This is a genomic window from Variovorax sp. PCZ-1 (assembly GCF_018413605.1).
Classification (GTDB): Bacteria; Pseudomonadota; Gammaproteobacteria; order Burkholderiales; family Burkholderiaceae_C; genus JANMDU01.
Genome location: NZ_JAHCDN010000001.1, coordinates 620980 through 637631, shown reverse-complemented (window position 1 = coordinate 637631; position 16652 = coordinate 620980). Strand labels below are relative to the sequence as shown.

Below are 16652 nucleotides of genomic sequence, written 5' to 3'. Positions count from 1 at the left end.
TCACACGGATAAGGAATTCACATGCAATCCACCGCCCTTGAATGGTCAGTGTGCCAATGGTTCAACACACAAGCTTCACCCGTGCTTTCTGATTTCAAAGGGCGCGTTGTCGTCGTCAGCGCCTTCCAGATGCTCTGCCCTGGCTGCGTGGCGCATAGCATTCCGCAGCTGAAAAAACTTCATGAGCTATCGCAGCGTATACCGCTCACGGTGATTGGCTTGCACACGGTTTTTGAGCATCATCAAGCCATGCAGCCGCATGCGCTTGAGGTTTTCATCCATGAATACCGGCTCGCTTTTCCGATTGGTGTTGATGCGTATGATGGCAAAGAGCCGCTACCAAAAACCATGCGAGATTGGCAGATGCGCGGCACACCCAGCACCTTTGTGTTCGCCCCTAACGGCGAGCTGCGCCTGCATGAATTTGGCGCTTTAGACGATATGGCGTTGGGCGTTGTGATTGGACAATTACTCAACAAGACTTGACCATCTCACGGCAGCACGTGTGTGCGCCATGATCACATGGTCATTTCAAATTTCAAGCAAAATGACGCCATTGACGGCGTAGAATCTGCGCGAAGTGCTCACTAATTGATAGTGAGCACTCAAAACTGATTACCAGTTCACTTCACGATCAGGCGTTGCGCCAATCTTGTGAATCGTGAGGTCTGCGCCTTCAAACTCTTCTTCTTGCGTCATGCGCAAACCCATGGTGACTTTGAGCACGTAGTAAATCACGAAGCCGCCAAAGAGAGCCCAAGCCACGCCCATGGCCGTGCCGATGAGCTGAGCTGTAAACGAAACACCGCCCATACCGCCAAAAGCTTTGGTGCCGAAGATGCCAGCGGCGATGCCGCCCCAAGTACCGCACAGGCCATGCAGTGGCCACACGCCGAGCACATCATCAATCTTCCATTTGTTTTGCGTGAGGGTGAACATCACCACAAAGATCGCGCCTGCGATACCGCCGACCACGAGTGCGCCCAACGGGTGCATGATGTCGGAGCCTGCGCACACGGCAACGAGGCCTGCGAGCGGGCCGTTGTGCACGAAGCCAGGGTCATTTTTGCCGAGCAAGAGCGCGACGATCGTACCGCCCACCATGGCCATGAGTGAATTCACTGCGACCAAACCGCTGATGCCTTCAATTTTTTGCGCACTCATCACATTAAAGCCAAACCAGCCGACGATCAAAATCCATGCGCCAAGAGCCAAGAAGGGAATGCTTGAAGGCGGGTGTGCTGCGAGCGTGCCGTCTTTGCGATAACGGTTAGAGCGCGCGCCAAGCAAGATCACCGCAGGCAAGGCAATCCAGCCGCCGACTGCATGCACCACGATGCTGCCTGCGAAATCACGAAAGGTTTCGCCCGTGGTCGCTTTGATCCAATCTTGAATGCCGAAGGCATTGTTCCAAGCGATGCCCTCAAAGAAGGGATACACAAAACCCACGATCACGGCAGTCGCAATGAGCTGCGGCCAGAATTTCGCGCGCTCAGCGATACCGCCAGAGATGATGGCGGGAATGGCGGCGGCGAAAGTCAGCAAGAAGAAGAACTTCACCAAGTCATAGCCATTTTTCGCGGCCAGCGTTTCAGCACCCACGAAAAAGCTGGTGCCGTAAGCCACGCCGTAACCGACCAGGAAATACACCACCGTGGAAACAGAAAAATCCACAAGGATTTTCACGAGCGCGTTGACTTGGTTTTTGCGCCGCACCGTGCCCAATTCCAAAAACGCAAAGCCCGCGTGCATAGCCAATACCATGATGGCGCCGAGCAAGATAAATAGCGCGTCTGCGCCCTGTTTGAGTGCTTCCATGAGAGTCTCTTTAAAGATGAACTGTTTTGAATCTGTTTTTGCACTTTTTATGTGCTTAAACATTTGATTTTAGAAAAATGCACCTTAATAAAGCAAAAATCGCGCCAAACTAGATTTATCTCCTATTTGATGCCGAAATGATCGTTTTCTAAAAATTTTATGATTTTTGGATTAAATGGCGCAAAATGCCACTTTCGGCTAAACTTCAATTCTCTTTGTTCAGGAGTACGCCATGCAAGCCGCGACTTTCAATTCCGTCAAGCTCCCCAGCGCCCTTGTCATGGAGGCGCGCCAAACCGCCATCGCCATGCGTCGCTCCACCGCTGGGCAAATCGAGTATTGGGCGATGCTGGGCAAGGCAGTAGAAGATGGCGGGCTCACGGCGCGTGAGGCCAGCGTAGCGCTCATGCCTAAAAAAGAAGCCTCGTCCGCAGATGCCTTGCTCGATGACATCGAGGCCGGCTTTGCACGAGCTGAAGCCAGCGGCAGCCTCGCACAGCGCATGCGAGAGATCGTCATGAGCAATCGCCAACAAGGCCATGCCGTAGCACATCGCTCGGCTGCTTGATGGCCGAGCGTGTTTTCTATTTGCTGGCGGGCCCCAACGGCGCAGGAAAATCCAGCCTGTATCGCGCGGCCGTGAAGGATGGTTTGATTCCATCGAGAGCGGAGTTTGTGAACGCTGATCTTTATGAGCGCGACCATTTGCAACACATCGCTGATCTGCAGCAGCGCTCCGAAGCCGCGCGTGATTGGGCTGACACACGCCGCGCCACGCTCATTGCTTCGGGCGACAGCTTCGTAAGCGAGACTGTTTTTTCGCATTCTTCAAAAATAGCTTTGATTCAAGAAGCGCAAGCGGCGGGCTATGTGGTGGTGCTCCTCGTGGTCTGCATGGATCAGCCCGAGCGCTTGCTACTGCGCGTGCGTCAGCGGGTGAGTGAAGGTGGGCACAATGTGCCTGATCAGCGCATCTTGGATCGCTACCCGCGCACGCTGGCTAACTTGCAGCAAGCCGTGCGCGAAGCTGATATGGCGATTCTGTATGACAACCCCGGAGAGATAGGCGAACGCTTTACTGCACCCAAAAGAGTTGCCGTCTGCCGCAAACAAAACACGCGCATTCTGCATCAGCCTCTGCCACAATGGGCACATCAAGTGCTGGGCATATCAGTTGCATGATGCTATTATTTATATAGCACGTTGCGCATATTCTATGCCGGCGAAATGCTGAAAAGACCTAGAAAATCGTTAGGAAAAAGAGATGATCCTCGTTGCTGGCTCTGCTAATTTGGATTTCGTCGCACGCGCCGGTCGAGACGGTGCTGGGCTGAGATTTTTAGACTTTCTCAGGAGGCAAAAGGGCGAATCCTGCTTCGACCAGCCACAACGAGTGACGTTACTTTCGCAATTACCATAGCAGTATGTTGAATTTCATTTACGTGTTCATATACCAATACTTCAAGCGAAACATGCTGAGGTTGGTTGGTTTTTTGCTTCTTATCCAAGTTTCGCCTATCACGATGGCTGAGAGCAATTTACGCCAATTTTCATCTGAGATATCGCTATTCGAGAGCAAGCAAGTCTTGCAAGCCCGTGCATTAAATTACTCAGACGAAGAAAACGGAGCTGCGCTTAGAAAAATTCTTGATCCTGCGCGAATTGATGTCGTGATGAGTGAGTATTTTCAGGCCACTCTGGAGCAGCGTGAAGTCCCACAGGTGCATAAACTTTTAGAGCCTATTCATAAGAGACTAGAACGCGCATTCACTGCTGATCACAAAGCTTATGAAGCAGAACATTTAGATTCGTTAACTTGGAGCATTGAGTTTATGTTGCGATCGCAAGCTGCCAGTAAGCGTGCATCTAGCATCCCTGTCAAAACTACATCTACACTGCCTCATGCCACAACAGAAAGCCCGATATCACAACAACAAGTCGACGAACTGTTGAAGAGCTTGTCAGGGCTAGTCAACAGCATTAATAATTTGCTAGCCACATCGATAAGAGATAAGGTCTCTCAAGGTAAATTCACCGGCGAGCGTGCGCACCGCGCACTAGAGTTAGCAAATCGTATCAATACATCAGCGCCAACTGCAATCCCACGTTTACGCACACTTAAAGATGGTCAAACTGTTTATCAGGCGCAATGCGTAGCATGTCATGGAGGTGGTATTGCTATTTCTCCTCGGCTGGGTGATGTCAATGCTTGGCAGCCACGCATACAAAAAGGCTTGCCATCAATGGTTGAAAGCACGTTGCGTGGCAAAGGTGCCATGGGGGCGCAAGGCGGAGGTGATTGGGATGATGTAGAGATAGCAAGAGCGGTAGTTTTTATGGCTAATGCATCCGGCGGGCGCTTCGAAGAGCCCAAGCCACCGGCGAGTCATCCAGGATATGTACTCGTCGTTCCAAGGAGCGCACCACAAAACAATGCAGTACAAATACCATTTAGTCAAATGGATTCAACCCAGCGTCTTAAGTACGGCGAACGTCTTTATTCAGCAAATTGTGCTGCCTGCCATCTTCTTTCAGGAAAGGAAGTTGGTCCCATCAAGGCAATCTTAGGATCACCCAAGCTACAGTCCCCTCCAGTCTTGATAGATATTCTGCTGAATGGGCAAAATGGGGGGCGAATGCCAGGCTGGAAGCAGTTACGCGATGAGGAAATTTCTTCAATTGCAAATTTTGTTAGATCTAAATTTGCCAACATAGACCGTAACGACATTGAGCCTAAGGACGTATCGCGTTTACGAAAATAGGAGATTCTCATGATCCTCGTTGCTGGCTCTGCTAATTTGGATTTCGTCGTTCGCGCTGGTCATATTCCAGCGCCTGGAGAAACGGTGCTCGGTTGGGATTTTCAAACCTTCCCCGGCGGCAAAGGGGCGAATCAAGCCGTGGCTTGCGCGCGCGCAGGCGGCGCGGCTACCGCGATGCTCTGCGCCTTGGGCGATGATGATTACGCCAAGCCGCTGCTGGCCTCGCTTGCTGATGCGCATGTTCAGTTGCACAGTGTGCGCAGCGAGCAGGCCACAGGTACGGCTTTCATTTGCGTGAGCGATGAAGGGGAGAATGCGATCACCGTTGCGCCTGGCGCGAATGCGGATTTGCAGCCCCATCACTGGCCGGGGCATTTGCATATCTCGCATGTGCTGATGCAATTGGAAAGCCCCGTGATGACGGTGCTGGCTTTTGCCAAAGCAGCGCGCGCGCAAGGTGCAAAAGTCGTACTGAATGCCGCACCAGCGCGAGATCTGCCTGACGAGTTGCTGCGCAATGTGGATATGTTGATCGTGAACGAAGGTGAGCTGTCAGCATTGGCCGGCGAAGAAGGTGATGTGCTCACGCAGCTACAGCGCCTGGCCAAACTGCATGATCTGCAGAACGTGATCGTCACCCTCGGGGCGCAGGGCTGCCTCGCTTTGCACCACGGCCATGTCATACAACAAAAGGCTTACGCCATCAATGTGGTGGACACCACCGCCGCTGGCGATACCTTCTGCGGCAGCTTTGTTGCGGCGCTAGCGCGTGGCGCGGCCATGCAAGAATGCTTGCAAGAGGCCAGTGCAGCATCCGCGCTGACTTGCACCAAGCTGGGAGCTCAGAGTAGTATTCCTAGCCGTGAGGAGGTGATGGCGTTGATGAAAAATGCACACTGAGCCTTTTTGGAATTGAAAACGAATCGCATGACAGACTCCATAAAACACCCCGTCATTTTTGACACCGACCCCGGCGTAGACGATGCCATGGCACTGTGCTTCGCCATGGCGCATCCGCTCATTGATCTCGTGGGCATCACCACGGTGTATGGCAATGTGACCGTATCACAAGCCACCACCAATGCGCTGTATCTCACCCAGCTAGCAGGCCGCGGCATCGCAGTCGCTCAAGGTGCCAGTACCCCTTGGGTCAAGCTTGCAGAAGCCCCGCCTGATTACATTCATGGCGCGGATGGTTTAGGCAATCTGCCATCGCGCATTGCTTCGTCAGCCGCGAAAACCGACGCGCGCAGTGCAGCACAGTTCATCGTCGATATGGCACGAGCACAGCCCGGCCTGATCACTCTCGTGCCCGTGGGGCCACTCACCAATATTGCAGCGGCTTTGGCGCTTGAGCCCAAGTTACCGCAGCTGATCAAACGTATTGTGCTCATGGGCGGCGCGGTTAAAGAAGGTGGCAATGTCTCGCCTGTGGCCGAGGCGAATATTTGGAATGATCCGCACGCCGCCGATGCGGTGTTCACCGCCGGCTTTGATCTCACGATGGTGGGCTTGGATGTGACGTACAACGTCGTCATTCCCGTGTCCTTGTTTGAGAAACTTGCTGCACACCACCAACACGCCCTGACCGATACCTTGCTGCATGCCGTACGCTTTTACGCGCAGTTTTACGCCACGCGTTACCCCGATTTGAAAGCCAACCCCGGCTGCTTCGGCCACGATGTGCTCGCCTTCATCGCATTTTTACATCCTGAATTGTTTAGCTTCGCGCAAGGCCGCTTGCGCTGCGTGAGCGATGGCATTGCGCAGGGGCAGACCATTCTTCATGACCGTCTGCAAGTGGGTTTTCCACAGGCTGGCTTCGGCGAAGAAGTGCCTCTGTCAAAAGCGGCGATGACCGTAGATGTTCCCAGCGTCCTCAAAATATTCGAAAATACACTGCTCTCAAAGTGGCTTTGAATATGAACCCAGTTTTACCCATCGTTGATTTCACCTCCCCCGACGCTCCCCGCGCCTTTTGCGAAAGCCTGCATCGCACCGGCTTTGGCGTTTTGAAAAATCATCCTCTTTCCAGCGAACTCGTTCATGGCATTTACGATGAATGGCTCCGCTTCTTCCAATCAGGTGACGCGCAAAAATACACCTGGGATCCCGTCAAACTCGATGGCCATTTCTCCACCGCCGTGAGCGAGACAGCCAAAGGCAACGACATCCGGGATTTCAAAGAATTCTTCCATCTGTTTCCCTGGGGGCGCTACCCTGCAGAGGTGAGCGATGCCGCGCGCCGCTACTACGGCTTGGGCAAAGAACTCGCCGCCACGCTGCTCAAATGGGTGGAAGACAATTCACCTGAAGACATTCGCTCAAAATACAGCGTGCCCCTGGCCAGCATGATTGATGACTGCGAAGAGACTTTGCTTCGCGTCTTGCACTACCCGCCGCTCAACGGGGAGCAAGCACCCAACTCCATCCGCGCCGCTGCGCACACCGACATCAACCTGCTCACCATCCTGCCTGCAGCGACCGAGCCAGGTCTGCAAGTGATGGGCACCGATGGCGTGTGGATCGACGCCCCTTCAGATTTCGGCCTGCTCATCGTCAACATCGGCGACATGCTGGAAGAAGCCAGCGGCCACTACTACCCCAGCACCCAGCACCGCGTGCTCAACCCTGTAGGCGAAGGTGCGAAGAAAAGCCGCGTGTCGCTGCCCTTGTTTTTGCACCCAAGGCGCGAGATCAAACTATCGGAGCGCTACACCGTGGGCAGCTATTTTGAAGAGCGTATGCAGGAGCTGCGCCGCAAGGGTTAGTCATTCATCGCCGAGCGCTTAACACTCAAGAATGCGGCTGTGGTTGGGGTATCTCCCGCAACGAAATAAAGGGGGAGGCACGCGCGCAGCGCCAGCCGGAGGACATTCGTGGAGGGGGATACCCCAAGCGCAGCCAGCCGCCGATACCTCAGCAAGTGACATCAAGAGCGCACATAACTCCCAGATTTCCCGCCATGCTTCTCAGTCAAAGCCACTGAGCGCAGCACCATCCCCCGATCCACAGCTTTGCACATGTCATAAATCGTCAGCAGCGCCACTGAGCAAGCTGTGAGCGCCTCCATCTCCACACCTGTTGGCCCCACCGTTTCTACAGTTGCCGTGCAAGCCACATGTGGATCGCTCTCTGAGCCCAGCTCAAAATCCACCGCCACACGCGTGATCGCCAATGGATGACACAGCGGGATCAAATCACTCGTCTTCTTCGCCGCTTGAATCCCCGCAATCCGCGCAATCCCCAGCACATCGCCTTTTTTCGCGCTGCCCGAAGCGATCAAGGCCAGCGTGGCAGGCAGCATATCAATGCGCCCCAGCACAGTCGCCACGCGATGGGTAGAAGCTTTGCCACCCACATCCACCATATGCGCCTGACCATTTTTGTCAAAATGCGTTAGCGAATCACTCATATTTACGAAACCTTCATCTATTTCTTGCATCATACGGTCTGATCACTAAGCATTGCAGCCAGACCACTCATTGAAAGTCACATTTTGAAGCATTTTTGGCCATTCGCCGGCAAGAAATCTGCGCGAGCTGCTACGTATTTGGTAGCAATCAGTTTATTCAGCATCCAACCCTTGAGCCAAGCTGCAGATGCTTTGCCTCAGCTGGGTGATGGTGAAGAGATGAGCGTGAGCGCTGAGAAAAAATTAGGTTTGCGAATCGCGCGCGAGATTTATCGCGATCCGGATTACATCGACGATCCGCTCATCACAGCTTATGTGCAACGACTTTGGCAGCCATTGCTCGCTGCTGCCAAGCGCCGTGGCGATATCACGCCGGAGCAGCAGCAGCTCGCTTGGGAAATCATGACCGGCAAAGATCGCAGCATCAATGCCTTCGCATTGCCTGGCGGGTTTTTCGGCTTGCATCTGGGCTTGGTGGGCGCTGTTAGCACGCGCGATGAGCTGGCCAGTGTGCTCGCTCACGAATTGACTCACGTCTCCCAGCGCCACATCGCCCGCCAGATCAGTAAACAAAACCAACAATCGCCATGGATGCTCGGCGCGATGATTTTGGGTGCAGTTGCTGCCAGCAAGAATCCACAAGCTGGAGCCGCCGTCATCAGTGGCTCGCAGGCAGTGAGCGCTCAAACCCAGCTCAACTTCTCCCGCGATATGGAGCGCGAAGCCGATCGCATTGGCTTTGCAATTTTGCAAGAAGCCGGCATGGATGTGCGCGGCTTCACCGGCATGTTTGACAAGCTCCAAGCGGCCAATCGCATCAATGACAACGGCAGCTTCCCTTATCTGCGCACCCACCCGCTTACCACCGAGCGCCTGGGCGATATGCAATCGCGCTTACAGCTCTTGCCCGCGGCATCACAAACCACACAAACTTTGGGATGGCAAGCGGAGCACGCCATCATCGCTACCCGTGCGCGCCTGATCTCAGACAGCAGCGTAGACAGTCTGCGCGCTGAGCTCACCCAAGCCGCTCTCGCGCTGCGCAATCCATTGCCGGCCAGCGCCACACCCGTGCAAAAAATCCGCCAGCTCGCCCAACTCTATGGCGGCGCATTCGCCAGCAGCCGCCAGCGTAACAGCGCAGATATGCTGCGATATGCCGCAGCAGCCCGCGAACTCCTCATTTCTATGCCTTTTGAGCCTCTGGCCGGCATAGAACATGCGCAAGCAGCTATTGAATTGATAGCAATTGAGGCGATGCAAGTGACAGCTACACCCACGCCAGAACTACGCACTGCAGCCCTCGCCTCTCTCGCGCAATTGCGCAGCATGCCAAGCCAACGAAACGAGCGCCCCACCCTGCTCGCATGGGCGCAGCTCGCGCGAGCAGACGCCAGCCTCGACCGCACCAGCGCCGCAGACGCCTTACAAATCTGGGTCACCAATCGCCCGGGCGACGCACCCGCTTGGCAAGCGCTCTCCAGCCTCTATGAAGCCCAAGGCCAGCAACTACGCAGCATGCGCGCCAGCGCAGAGAGCCGTATCGCGCTGCTCGATTACGGCGCAGCCCTCGATCGCCTCAAAGCCGCGCAAGAATGGGCAAGAGCCAATGGTGCGAACCACATCGAATCCAGCATCCTTGACACCCGCACCCGCGCCGTGCAGGCCATGGTGCGCGAACTGCAAAACGAGCGCGACAAGCCATAAGCCCTGACAATGTGGGCATGAGCACACACCGCGCCTTCCCCAAACAAAAACACACCCAGACCTCGCGCCTCGCAGACAGCGCCGAATGCCCCTGCCGTAGCAACGAGCCCAGCAGCACAAAAACCTACGGCATATGCTGCGGCCCTTGGCATGCAGGCTTGCAAGCCACGCCTCAGCGCCACGCCCCCACGCCCGAAGCCCTCATGCGCTCTCGCTACAGCGCCTACGTGCTCCAGCTCGGCGACTATCTGCTAGCTACTTGGTACGGCGAATCCTCGCCCGGCAGCATCGATTTCCCGCCCACCAAATGGCTCGGCCTAGAAATCAAACACAGCGCGATGTCTGGCGACGCAGGCGTTGTGGAATTCATCGCCCGCTACCGAGACAGCACAGGCCGCGCAGGCCGCTTGCACGAGACCAGCCGCTTCATTCGCGAGGGCGTGGGCGAGGCTGCAAGATGGCTTTATATCGATGGTCAATTTGCTGGCGAGCCCGATGCAGCCGATGAAGATTCGCGCAAACCATTTCGCAAAACCAACCGCAGCGAATTGGGCGAACACTCACAAGAGATCCCCGAATGAGCGCTCTATGAATCCACGCCTGCTGGCAGATGCCGTATTGCTCTTCCACGGCCTCTTCATCCTCTTCGCCGTCTTCGGCGGCATCTGGGTCAACTGGCGGCAACCCATTCGTAAACTTCGGCTCATCTTGCACCTAGCCTGCGCCGCATGGGCAGCCACCGTCGTCATCATGGGCTACACCTGCCCCCTCACACCACTAGAGCAAAACCTAAGAATCGCAGCCGGCCAACAAGGCTACAAAAGTAGCTTCATCGAACATTACCTCCTAGCCGCTATCTACCCCGATGGCCTCACCCGCCCTATTCAAATCGCTCTTGGCTTGTGTGTCGTCGCAATCAATGCGCTGGCTTATGGCGTGCCTTGGTTTTTTAGAAGAAAAGAGGCACTCGCACGCACAGAATAAGCGCTAGTTGCTATTAAATTAGGAGTTTTGGCACACTTGCCGTTTCACTCAACCTCTTGTACCAGCGGCCTACGCAATAACGTAATCGCGTACTTTTGCAAAGCAAAATTGCATAGTATCCTTAGTGATATTGGCTGGATAGGCTGTTGAAACTAGTGTTGTCCAACCTTTACCAAAATGACTTTCTGAATAGTTGTCTGTGCAATCAAGAATAACTTGAAATTCACGACCATCAGCGATCAGTCGATATGCTTTGCCGTTGAAAACAAAATCAACGTAGTGACTGCCAAAGGCACCATCGTATTGAGAGCCTTCCTTCTTAAAACCATGCGGCGTGAGTATTTCTGCAAAAAATGCCTCTAGAAATGCAAAATTACGGCTGTCGATTAATGCTTGCATCTCAAAAATTTTACATTCTTAAAGAATTGATCTTTAAAGTGCTACCAATCTGCTGATGTAAATCAAAAATTTGATGATCTATCCTGCGGAGACCGTTGGGTGGTTGGATTGGAAACTTTTTTGGAAGGCGCGCGGGGAGAGGGTTGGATAGCTATGCCCTCTATCGCGTGTGTATTCAAAAAAGTTTACGAGACGACTGCCCGACGGTAGGCCGCTGGTACAAAAGATCGAGCGAAACCTCAAGCATCCAACAGCCCTTCGACAAGCTCAGGGCGAACGGATGGAGATACTACTAATTCAATAGCAAACTAAGCAGCATGCATGAGTGCAAACTGCCTAAAACGCTTAAAAAATCAGCTCAAATGCTTACCAATCAAGCCAGCAATTTCAAACATCGTTACTGACGCTTTGCCGAAGACGGGCTCTAGCTTTGCATCGGCGTTGATGGTGCGTTTGTCTTTGGCGTCTTGTAGGTTTTGAGCTTTGATGTAGTCCCAGAGTTTTTTGGTGACTTCGCCTCGGCCGTACAAGCCATCGCCGATGACTGCTGCTAGTGCTGCGCTTGGCTTCAAGGTGCCTGCGCGTGGAGCGGCCTTTGCTTTTGGTGCGGCGGCTTTCTTGGCGGCCACCTTTTTAGCTGCTGGCGCTTTCTTCGCAGCAGCCTTTTTTGCCGCTGGTGTTTTGGCTGCGGCCGTCTTGCCTGCTGCAGTTTTGCGCGGTGGGTATTTGCTCTCGCGTGGCTCGAAAGCGAAATTCACTTTGCCTGCTTCTGCATCCCAAGCTAAGAAGGCTTTGAAGCTGCGGCGGGTGCGCATGCTGACGAATTTGTCGAGCAGGTCTGTCTTGCCGGTCTCCAGCAGCTTGGTCATTTGCTCGCGGTCTATCGGTTGCTGCAAGATGATGTGGCCGCTCTTGAAATCACAGCTTGGGGTGGGCTGTTCGTTCGTGGGCACGGATTTTTCGCAGACGTAGCTTTTGCCGAAGGCTTTGACGGGGCCGCCGCATTTAGGGCAAGCGCCGAGCGACACTTCTGCGGAGAGATCGACGATCTCGCCCGTCTCTGCCGCTTTGGCATCGTCGCCAAAATCGAATTCGAGTTTCCAGTTTTTATCTTCTTCGCTGTATTTGATGACCATCTCGGCCACAAAAGGCCAGCCGGCTTTGGAGCGGAAACCTTCGAGCGGGCCGATGTGTTTGTTGGTGATGAATTCTTCGACTTCTTGCGGTTCGAAAGTGCGGCCTGCGGGGGATTTGCCGAAGCTGAAGCCGCAGCCTTCTGCTGCTCCGTCTTTTCCAGTGCAGGTGTAGCGGCGATAGTTTTCTTTCACGATGCCGCCGCAATTGGGGCATGGCGCTTTGAGGGTGGCGTAGTCGCCGGGCACGGTGTCGCGGTCGTATTCTTTGGCTTTGCGCACGATTTTTTCGGTCATCGCGGCGATGTCGGCCATGAAGGCTTCGCGCGAGAGCTTACCTTTTTCCATGAGGGCGAGCTTGCTTTCCCACTCGCCCGTCAATTCCGGCTTGGAGAGCTCTTCAACGCCCAAGCCGCGCAGCAGCGTCATGAGCTGGAAGGCTTTGGCTGTGGGGATCATCTCGCGGCCTTCGCGCAGCATGTATTTCTCGTTGAGCAAGCCCTCGATGGTGGCGGCGCGGGTGGCGGGCGTGCCGAGGCCTTTTTCGCTCAGGGCTTCGCGCAGCTCGTCGTCTTCCACGAATTTGCCAGCGCCTTCCATCGCGCCGAGCAGCGTGGCTTCGGAGTAGCGGGCGGGTGGGCGGGTTTTGAGGCCTTTGGCTTCGATGCTTTCGTTATGCACCATCTCGCCTGCTTTTACCGGCACGAGGGTTTTGGAGTTTTCGCCTTCTTTTTTCTCCATCTCATCATCAGCTTCTTTGCCATAGATGGCGAGCCAGCCAGGCTTAACAAGCACTTTGCCTTCGCTCTTGAAATTGTGGTTCAGAGCAGTGGTGACGCGGGTGGTGATTTGGTATTCCGCGCTGGGATAAAACACGGCCATGAAGCGGCGCGCTACTAATGTGTAGAGCTTGAATTCTGCTTCGCTCAAATTAGAAGGCGATTGCAGCGTGGGGATGATGGCGAAGTGATCGGAGACTTTGGCGTTGTCAAAAATCCGCTTGCTGGGCTTGATGTAGTTGCCGTTCAACGCAACTGCAGCATGCGGCTCCAAATGCTTGTGGCCGCCATCGGCGAGCATTTCAAAAGTCTGCTTCACTACCGGCAAATAATCTTCCGGCAAGTAGCGCGAATCAGTACGCGGGTAGGTGAGCGCTTTGTGGCGCTCATATAAAGATTGCGCGAGTTGCAGCGTGGTCTTGGCGGAGAAACCGAATTTGCTGTTGGCTTCGCGCTGCAGGCTGGTGAGGTCAAAGAGGCCGGGCGATGCTTGCGTAGAAGGCTTGGATTCTTCGGTGACGCTGGCGGCTTTGCTTTTAACAGCTTCGGCGATTTCTTTAGCGGTTTTTTCGTCCCAAATGCGGTCAGCGCGAGCGTCAGCATCCTCGCCTTTTTTGAATTTCGGATCAAACCATTTGGCGGCGTATTCACCAGCTTCAGCCAAGAAGGAGGCATGAATCTCCCAGTAATCACGGGCGATGTGTTTGCGGATTTGCTCTTCGCGCTCCACCACCACGGCCAGAGTCGGTGTTTGCACGCGACCGACGGTGGTCAAGAAGAAACCACCATCGCGGGAGTTAAATGCCGTCATCGCACGCGTGCCGTTGATGCCCACAAGCCAATCGGCCTCAGACCGGCTGCGCGCGGCGTCAGCTAGCGGGCGCATCTCTTTATCAGAGCGCAGCACATCAAAGCCATCACGGATGGCCTGCGGCGTCATGCTTTGCAGCCAGAGGCGCGTCACAGGCTTGCCCAGCGGGGCTTTGCCGCCTGCATATTGCTCAATCAAGCGAAAGATCAGCTCGCCCTCGCGCCCCGCGTCGCAAGCGTTCACCAAAGCGCTCACGTCTTTGCGTTTGGCCAGCTTCACCACGGCGTTCAGGCGCGTCTTGGTCTTGTCCACCGGCTTCAAATCAAAATGCGGCGGAATCACAGGCAGATTGGCAAAGCTCCATTTGCCGCGCTTCACATCAAACTCCTCCGGCGCTTGGATTTCCACCAAATGGCCCACGGCGGAGCTGACCACATATTTGTCGCTCTCAAAGTATTCATCGTGCTTTTCAAACTTGCCCGCACTGGGCGTGAGCGCACGAACAATGTCCTGCGCAACAGATGGTTTTTCAGCAATGATCAGAGTCTTCATATAATCCATTCCTCGCGTGCGCGCACGTGCACACGCATACGTACGCGCACGCACACGCGCACACGCACAATTTCAAGATAACAAATTTTTTGGCAGTTTGCCAAATTCCCACTTTTTTCGTCTGCCTTCATGTCTGCCAAAAAAAAACCCGCTCCCTATATCCAACCCCCACAAATCACGGAGCGCTTGATTGAGGTGCGTGCCTCCGGCATCCACGGCAATGGCATGTATGCCCTGCGCGACATTCCGCAAGGCCAGATCTTGATTGAATACCAGGGCCGCATCATCAGTTGGAAAGAAGCCTTGCGCCGGCATCCGCATGATCCGAGCCAGCCCAATCACACTTTTTATTTCTCGCTGGAAGATGGCCGCTGCATCGATGGCAATGACAACGGCAACGACGCCCGTTGGATCAACCACTCTTGCAAGCCCAATTGCGAAGCGGATGAAGATGAAGCCAATCAACGCGTCTGGATCAAAGCGCTTCGCGATATCAAACAAGGCGAAGAGCTGTTTTACGACTACGGCCTCGTGATCGACGAGCCTTACACGAAGAAGCTCAAGGCGGAATACAAGTGCTTGTGCGGCGCGAAGAAATGCCGGGGTACGATGTTGGCTAAAAAATGAGCGCCGACGAGCCGCCTCTAGGCGCTCGCGCCCCCGGCAAAGGCTATGCCGGAGCCCCTCCCCCAGCATGGGGCAGCGCACCTCGCGCAGCGGGGGAGCGTGGGGGTAAATCATTGCACTCAAGCGCGGAGACGATCTGGCAACAGGTGATGGCACTGGGCTTGCCCAGCTTGGCCAGCTTCAGCGTTGAGATTCTTCCCGAGATCGACTCCACCAACACTGAGCTCATGCGCCGCGCGCGTGCTGGCCGAACCGAGCCCACTCTTCTCGTGGCCGAGCAGCAAACTGCCGGGCGCGGGCGTATGGGGCGCGCTTGGCAATCCAGTCCCGGCGATTCGCTCACGTTTTCTTTTGGTATCAACCTCTCGCCCGCCAGCTGGGAAGGCCTGAGCTTGGCCGTGGGTACGAGCGTGGCGCAGAGCCTGAGCCCAGCAAGCGAAGAGCAAATTCAACTCAAATGGCCGAATGATCTGTGGTGGCAAGGGCGCAAACTGGCCGGAATTTTGATTGAGACGGCATCGCTACCCGCTCCCGCCGGAGCGCAGGAGCGCTTCGCTGTGGTCGGCATAGGCATCAATATTCGCCAGCGCCCATTTGACGCAAATTTAACGACACAGCCCGCTTGGCTGCAAGAAATCAGCCCCGCCAGCAGCCCAAAAACGGCCTTGGAGCGGCTTTTTGCCCCATTACTGGGGGATTTGCTGGAATTTGAGCGCGCAGGCTTTGCAGCCTTTTCTGGTCGTTTTGCAGCGCGAGACGGGCTGAAAGGCCGTGATGTGGCTTTGAGTGATGGCCTTCAAGGGAAAGCTCAGGGCGTGGACCATACCGGCGCTCTGTTAGTGCATACTTCACTTGGGTTTCAGCGTGTTGCAAGCCAAGAGGTGAGCGTGCGGCCGCAAACACCCTGATTTTCCAGTCCGTCCTATGTTGAGATTTCTCGTTTTACTTTTGCTTCTAGCCAATGGCGCATTTTTTGCGTGGAGCCAGGGCTATCTGGCCAGCATCGGCTTCGCACCCGCCCATCAAACCGAGCCGCAGCGCCTGCAAGCCCAGATCAAACCTGATGCCATGCGCTTGCTGAGCTCCACTGAAGCCAAGCGCGTCGAAGCGCTCGCCACCACGCCCGCACCCAGAGCCCCGGAATGCCTCCAGAGCATGCTGCTGACTGAAGCTCAGGTCAACGCCATACGCAGCGTCGCTGTCAACCTGCCCTCAAACTCTTGGAGCTTAGACAGCGCCACCGAGCCCGCCCGCTGGATTGTTTATATGGGCAAATACGCCAACGCGGAAGCACTCGCCAAGAAAAAAACCGAGCTTCGCGAGCTCAGCATCGCCTTCGAATCTCTGAAAAACTCAACACTTGAACCTGGCGTGTCACTCGGCGTGTACGCCACGCAAGCGCAGGCCAACGAATCCATGGCCAAGCTCGCCACGCGCGGCGTGCGCACAGCCAAAGTCGTACAAGAGCTACCCGAGCGCAAAGGGCAATTGCTGAAATTGCCTATCGTTGACGATGCGCTGCGCGCGCAACTCGATGGCATCAAATCAGTTGTTGGAGCTGCCGGGTTGGTGGTTTGCAAGGCTGTTTGAGCAGTTTGCCGGCGTATTTACTGCGCAGAGTGCTATAAATATAATAGCGTTTACACGTCTAAATTTCTTTCAGGT

The 16652-nt window shown here is 54.9% G+C and carries 17 protein-coding genes; 13 read left to right on the top strand and 4 right to left on the bottom strand.

The genetic code is table 11. The features are described from left to right. Nucleotides 1-21 precede the first annotated feature (21 nt). Nucleotides 22-486 carry a peroxiredoxin family protein gene (locus tag KIH26_RS03175; protein WP_213442351.1) on the top strand — a complete coding sequence of 155 codons (465 nt, stop codon included), beginning with the start codon at nucleotides 22-24 and terminating at the stop codon, nucleotides 484-486. Nucleotides 487-615: 129 nt separating this feature from the next. On the opposite strand, the gene KIH26_RS03170 is transcribed toward KIH26_RS03175, so the two are convergent. Continuing rightward, nucleotides 616-1818, bottom strand: a complete 1203-nt coding sequence (locus KIH26_RS03170) for an ammonium transporter (RefSeq protein ID WP_213442349.1) — start codon at nucleotides 1816-1818, stop codon at nucleotides 616-618. A 232-nt stretch (nucleotides 1819-2050) separates the two neighbouring features. On the opposite strand from KIH26_RS03170, the gene KIH26_RS03165 reads away from it, so the two are divergent. From KIH26_RS03165 to KIH26_RS03140, 6 genes are all read left to right on the top strand, one after another. Next, the gene (locus tag KIH26_RS03165; protein WP_213442347.1) at nucleotides 2051-2386 is read left to right on the top strand and encodes a TA system antitoxin ParD family protein; all 336 of its coding nucleotides are present in this window, start codon (nucleotides 2051-2053) and stop codon (nucleotides 2384-2386) included. Further along, a complete protein-coding gene (locus tag KIH26_RS03160; RefSeq protein ID WP_213442345.1) occupies nucleotides 2386-3000 on the top strand; it encodes an ATPase in 615 nt (204 codons plus the stop codon). The genes KIH26_RS03165 and KIH26_RS03160 overlap by 1 nt, the downstream gene beginning before the upstream one ends. A gap of 242 nt (nucleotides 3001-3242) precedes the next feature. Then, the gene (locus KIH26_RS03155; protein ID WP_213442343.1) at nucleotides 3243-4580 is read left to right on the top strand and encodes a c-type cytochrome; all 1338 of its coding nucleotides are present in this window, start codon (nucleotides 3243-3245) and stop codon (nucleotides 4578-4580) included. A 9-nt stretch (nucleotides 4581-4589) separates the two neighbouring features. Further along, complete coding sequence (locus tag KIH26_RS03150) at nucleotides 4590-5480, top strand: ribokinase (protein ID WP_213442340.1); 891 nt, start codon at nucleotides 4590-4592, stop codon at nucleotides 5478-5480. Nucleotides 5481-5507: 27 nt separating this feature from the next. Next, nucleotides 5508-6500 carry a nucleoside hydrolase gene (locus KIH26_RS03145; RefSeq protein ID WP_213442338.1) on the top strand — a complete coding sequence of 331 codons (993 nt, stop codon included), beginning with the start codon at nucleotides 5508-5510 and terminating at the stop codon, nucleotides 6498-6500. Between the two features lie 2 nt (nucleotides 6501-6502). Next, nucleotides 6503-7351, top strand: a complete 849-nt coding sequence (locus KIH26_RS03140) for a 2OG-Fe(II) oxygenase family protein (RefSeq protein ID WP_249660922.1) — start codon at nucleotides 6503-6505, stop codon at nucleotides 7349-7351. 161 nt (nucleotides 7352-7512) lie between these two features. Here KIH26_RS03140 and moaC read toward each other — a convergent pair whose 3' ends face one another. After that, nucleotides 7513-7995, bottom strand: a complete 483-nt coding sequence (moaC, locus tag KIH26_RS03135) for a cyclic pyranopterin monophosphate synthase MoaC (protein ID WP_213442334.1) — start codon at nucleotides 7993-7995, stop codon at nucleotides 7513-7515. Between the two features lie 171 nt (nucleotides 7996-8166). Here moaC and KIH26_RS03130 point away from each other — a divergent pair, with 171 nt between their 5' ends. Genes KIH26_RS03130 through KIH26_RS03120 form a run of 3 tightly spaced genes read left to right on the top strand, consistent with a single transcriptional unit; the run spans nucleotide 8167 to nucleotide 10686 of the window. Next, entirely contained in the window at nucleotides 8167-9702 is a 1536-nt protein-coding gene (locus tag KIH26_RS03130) for a M48 family metalloprotease (RefSeq protein WP_249660921.1), read from the top strand. A gap of 17 nt (nucleotides 9703-9719) precedes the next feature. Then, complete coding sequence (locus tag KIH26_RS03125; protein WP_213442332.1) at nucleotides 9720-10283, top strand: YchJ family protein; 564 nt, start codon at nucleotides 9720-9722, stop codon at nucleotides 10281-10283. A gap of 7 nt (nucleotides 10284-10290) precedes the next feature. Next, complete coding sequence (locus tag KIH26_RS03120) at nucleotides 10291-10686, top strand: DUF2784 domain-containing protein (RefSeq protein ID WP_213442330.1); 396 nt, start codon at nucleotides 10291-10293, stop codon at nucleotides 10684-10686. Between the two features lie 69 nt (nucleotides 10687-10755). On the opposite strand, the gene KIH26_RS03115 is transcribed toward KIH26_RS03120, so the two are convergent. Together KIH26_RS03115 and KIH26_RS03110 are read right to left on the bottom strand one after the other, a co-directional pair. Next, complete coding sequence (locus KIH26_RS03115; protein ID WP_213442329.1) at nucleotides 10756-11085, bottom strand: hypothetical protein; 330 nt, start codon at nucleotides 11083-11085, stop codon at nucleotides 10756-10758. Nucleotides 11086-11438: 353 nt separating this feature from the next. Continuing rightward, complete coding sequence (locus KIH26_RS03110; protein ID WP_213442327.1) at nucleotides 11439-14360, bottom strand: DNA topoisomerase III; 2922 nt, start codon at nucleotides 14358-14360, stop codon at nucleotides 11439-11441. Between the two features lie 129 nt (nucleotides 14361-14489). Between KIH26_RS03110 and KIH26_RS03105 the strand changes: the two genes are divergently transcribed. From KIH26_RS03105 to KIH26_RS03095, 3 genes are all read left to right on the top strand, one after another. Continuing rightward, the gene (locus tag KIH26_RS03105; RefSeq protein ID WP_213442325.1) at nucleotides 14490-14987 is read left to right on the top strand and encodes an SET domain-containing protein; all 498 of its coding nucleotides are present in this window, start codon (nucleotides 14490-14492) and stop codon (nucleotides 14985-14987) included. Between the two features lie 149 nt (nucleotides 14988-15136). Continuing rightward, nucleotides 15137-15895 (top strand): biotin--[acetyl-CoA-carboxylase] ligase, encoded by a 759-nt coding sequence (locus KIH26_RS03100; protein WP_213444630.1) that lies wholly within the window; start codon nucleotides 15137-15139, stop codon nucleotides 15893-15895. Nucleotides 15896-15911: 16 nt separating this feature from the next. Continuing rightward, the gene (locus KIH26_RS03095; protein ID WP_213442323.1) at nucleotides 15912-16577 is read left to right on the top strand and encodes an SPOR domain-containing protein; all 666 of its coding nucleotides are present in this window, start codon (nucleotides 15912-15914) and stop codon (nucleotides 16575-16577) included. Nucleotides 16578-16652 lie beyond the last annotated feature (75 nt).

What these genes read in the sequence shown, in the direction of transcription:
- KIH26_RS03175 (WP_213442351.1), top strand. Translation starts at nt 22, where the DNA reads ATGCAATCCACCGCCCTTGAATGGTCAGTGTGCCAATGGTTCAACACA.
- KIH26_RS03170 (WP_213442349.1), bottom strand. Translation starts at nt 1,818, where the DNA reads ATGGAAGCACTCAAACAGGGCGCAGACGCGCTATTTATCTTGCTCGGC.
- KIH26_RS03165 (WP_213442347.1), top strand. Translation starts at nt 2,051, where the DNA reads ATGCAAGCCGCGACTTTCAATTCCGTCAAGCTCCCCAGCGCCCTTGTC.
- KIH26_RS03160 (WP_213442345.1), top strand. Translation starts at nt 2,386, where the DNA reads ATGGCCGAGCGTGTTTTCTATTTGCTGGCGGGCCCCAACGGCGCAGGA.
- KIH26_RS03155 (WP_213442343.1), top strand. Translation starts at nt 3,243, where the DNA reads ATGTTGAATTTCATTTACGTGTTCATATACCAATACTTCAAGCGAAAC.
- KIH26_RS03150 (WP_213442340.1), top strand. Translation starts at nt 4,590, where the DNA reads ATGATCCTCGTTGCTGGCTCTGCTAATTTGGATTTCGTCGTTCGCGCT.
- KIH26_RS03145 (WP_213442338.1), top strand. Translation starts at nt 5,508, where the DNA reads ATGACAGACTCCATAAAACACCCCGTCATTTTTGACACCGACCCCGGC.
- KIH26_RS03140 (WP_249660922.1), top strand. Translation starts at nt 6,503, where the DNA reads ATGAACCCAGTTTTACCCATCGTTGATTTCACCTCCCCCGACGCTCCC.
- moaC (WP_213442334.1), bottom strand. Translation starts at nt 7,995, where the DNA reads ATGAGTGATTCGCTAACGCATTTTGACAAAAATGGTCAGGCGCATATG.
- KIH26_RS03125 (WP_213442332.1), top strand. Translation starts at nt 9,720, where the DNA reads ATGAGCACACACCGCGCCTTCCCCAAACAAAAACACACCCAGACCTCG.
- KIH26_RS03120 (WP_213442330.1), top strand. Translation starts at nt 10,291, where the DNA reads ATGAATCCACGCCTGCTGGCAGATGCCGTATTGCTCTTCCACGGCCTC.
- KIH26_RS03115 (WP_213442329.1), bottom strand. Translation starts at nt 11,085, where the DNA reads ATGCAAGCATTAATCGACAGCCGTAATTTTGCATTTCTAGAGGCATTT.
- KIH26_RS03110 (WP_213442327.1), bottom strand. Translation starts at nt 14,360, where the DNA reads ATGAAGACTCTGATCATTGCTGAAAAACCATCTGTTGCGCAGGACATT.
- KIH26_RS03105 (WP_213442325.1), top strand. Translation starts at nt 14,490, where the DNA reads ATGTCTGCCAAAAAAAAACCCGCTCCCTATATCCAACCCCCACAAATC.
- KIH26_RS03100 (WP_213444630.1), top strand. Translation starts at nt 15,137, where the DNA reads ATGGCACTGGGCTTGCCCAGCTTGGCCAGCTTCAGCGTTGAGATTCTT.
- KIH26_RS03095 (WP_213442323.1), top strand. Translation starts at nt 15,912, where the DNA reads ATGTTGAGATTTCTCGTTTTACTTTTGCTTCTAGCCAATGGCGCATTT.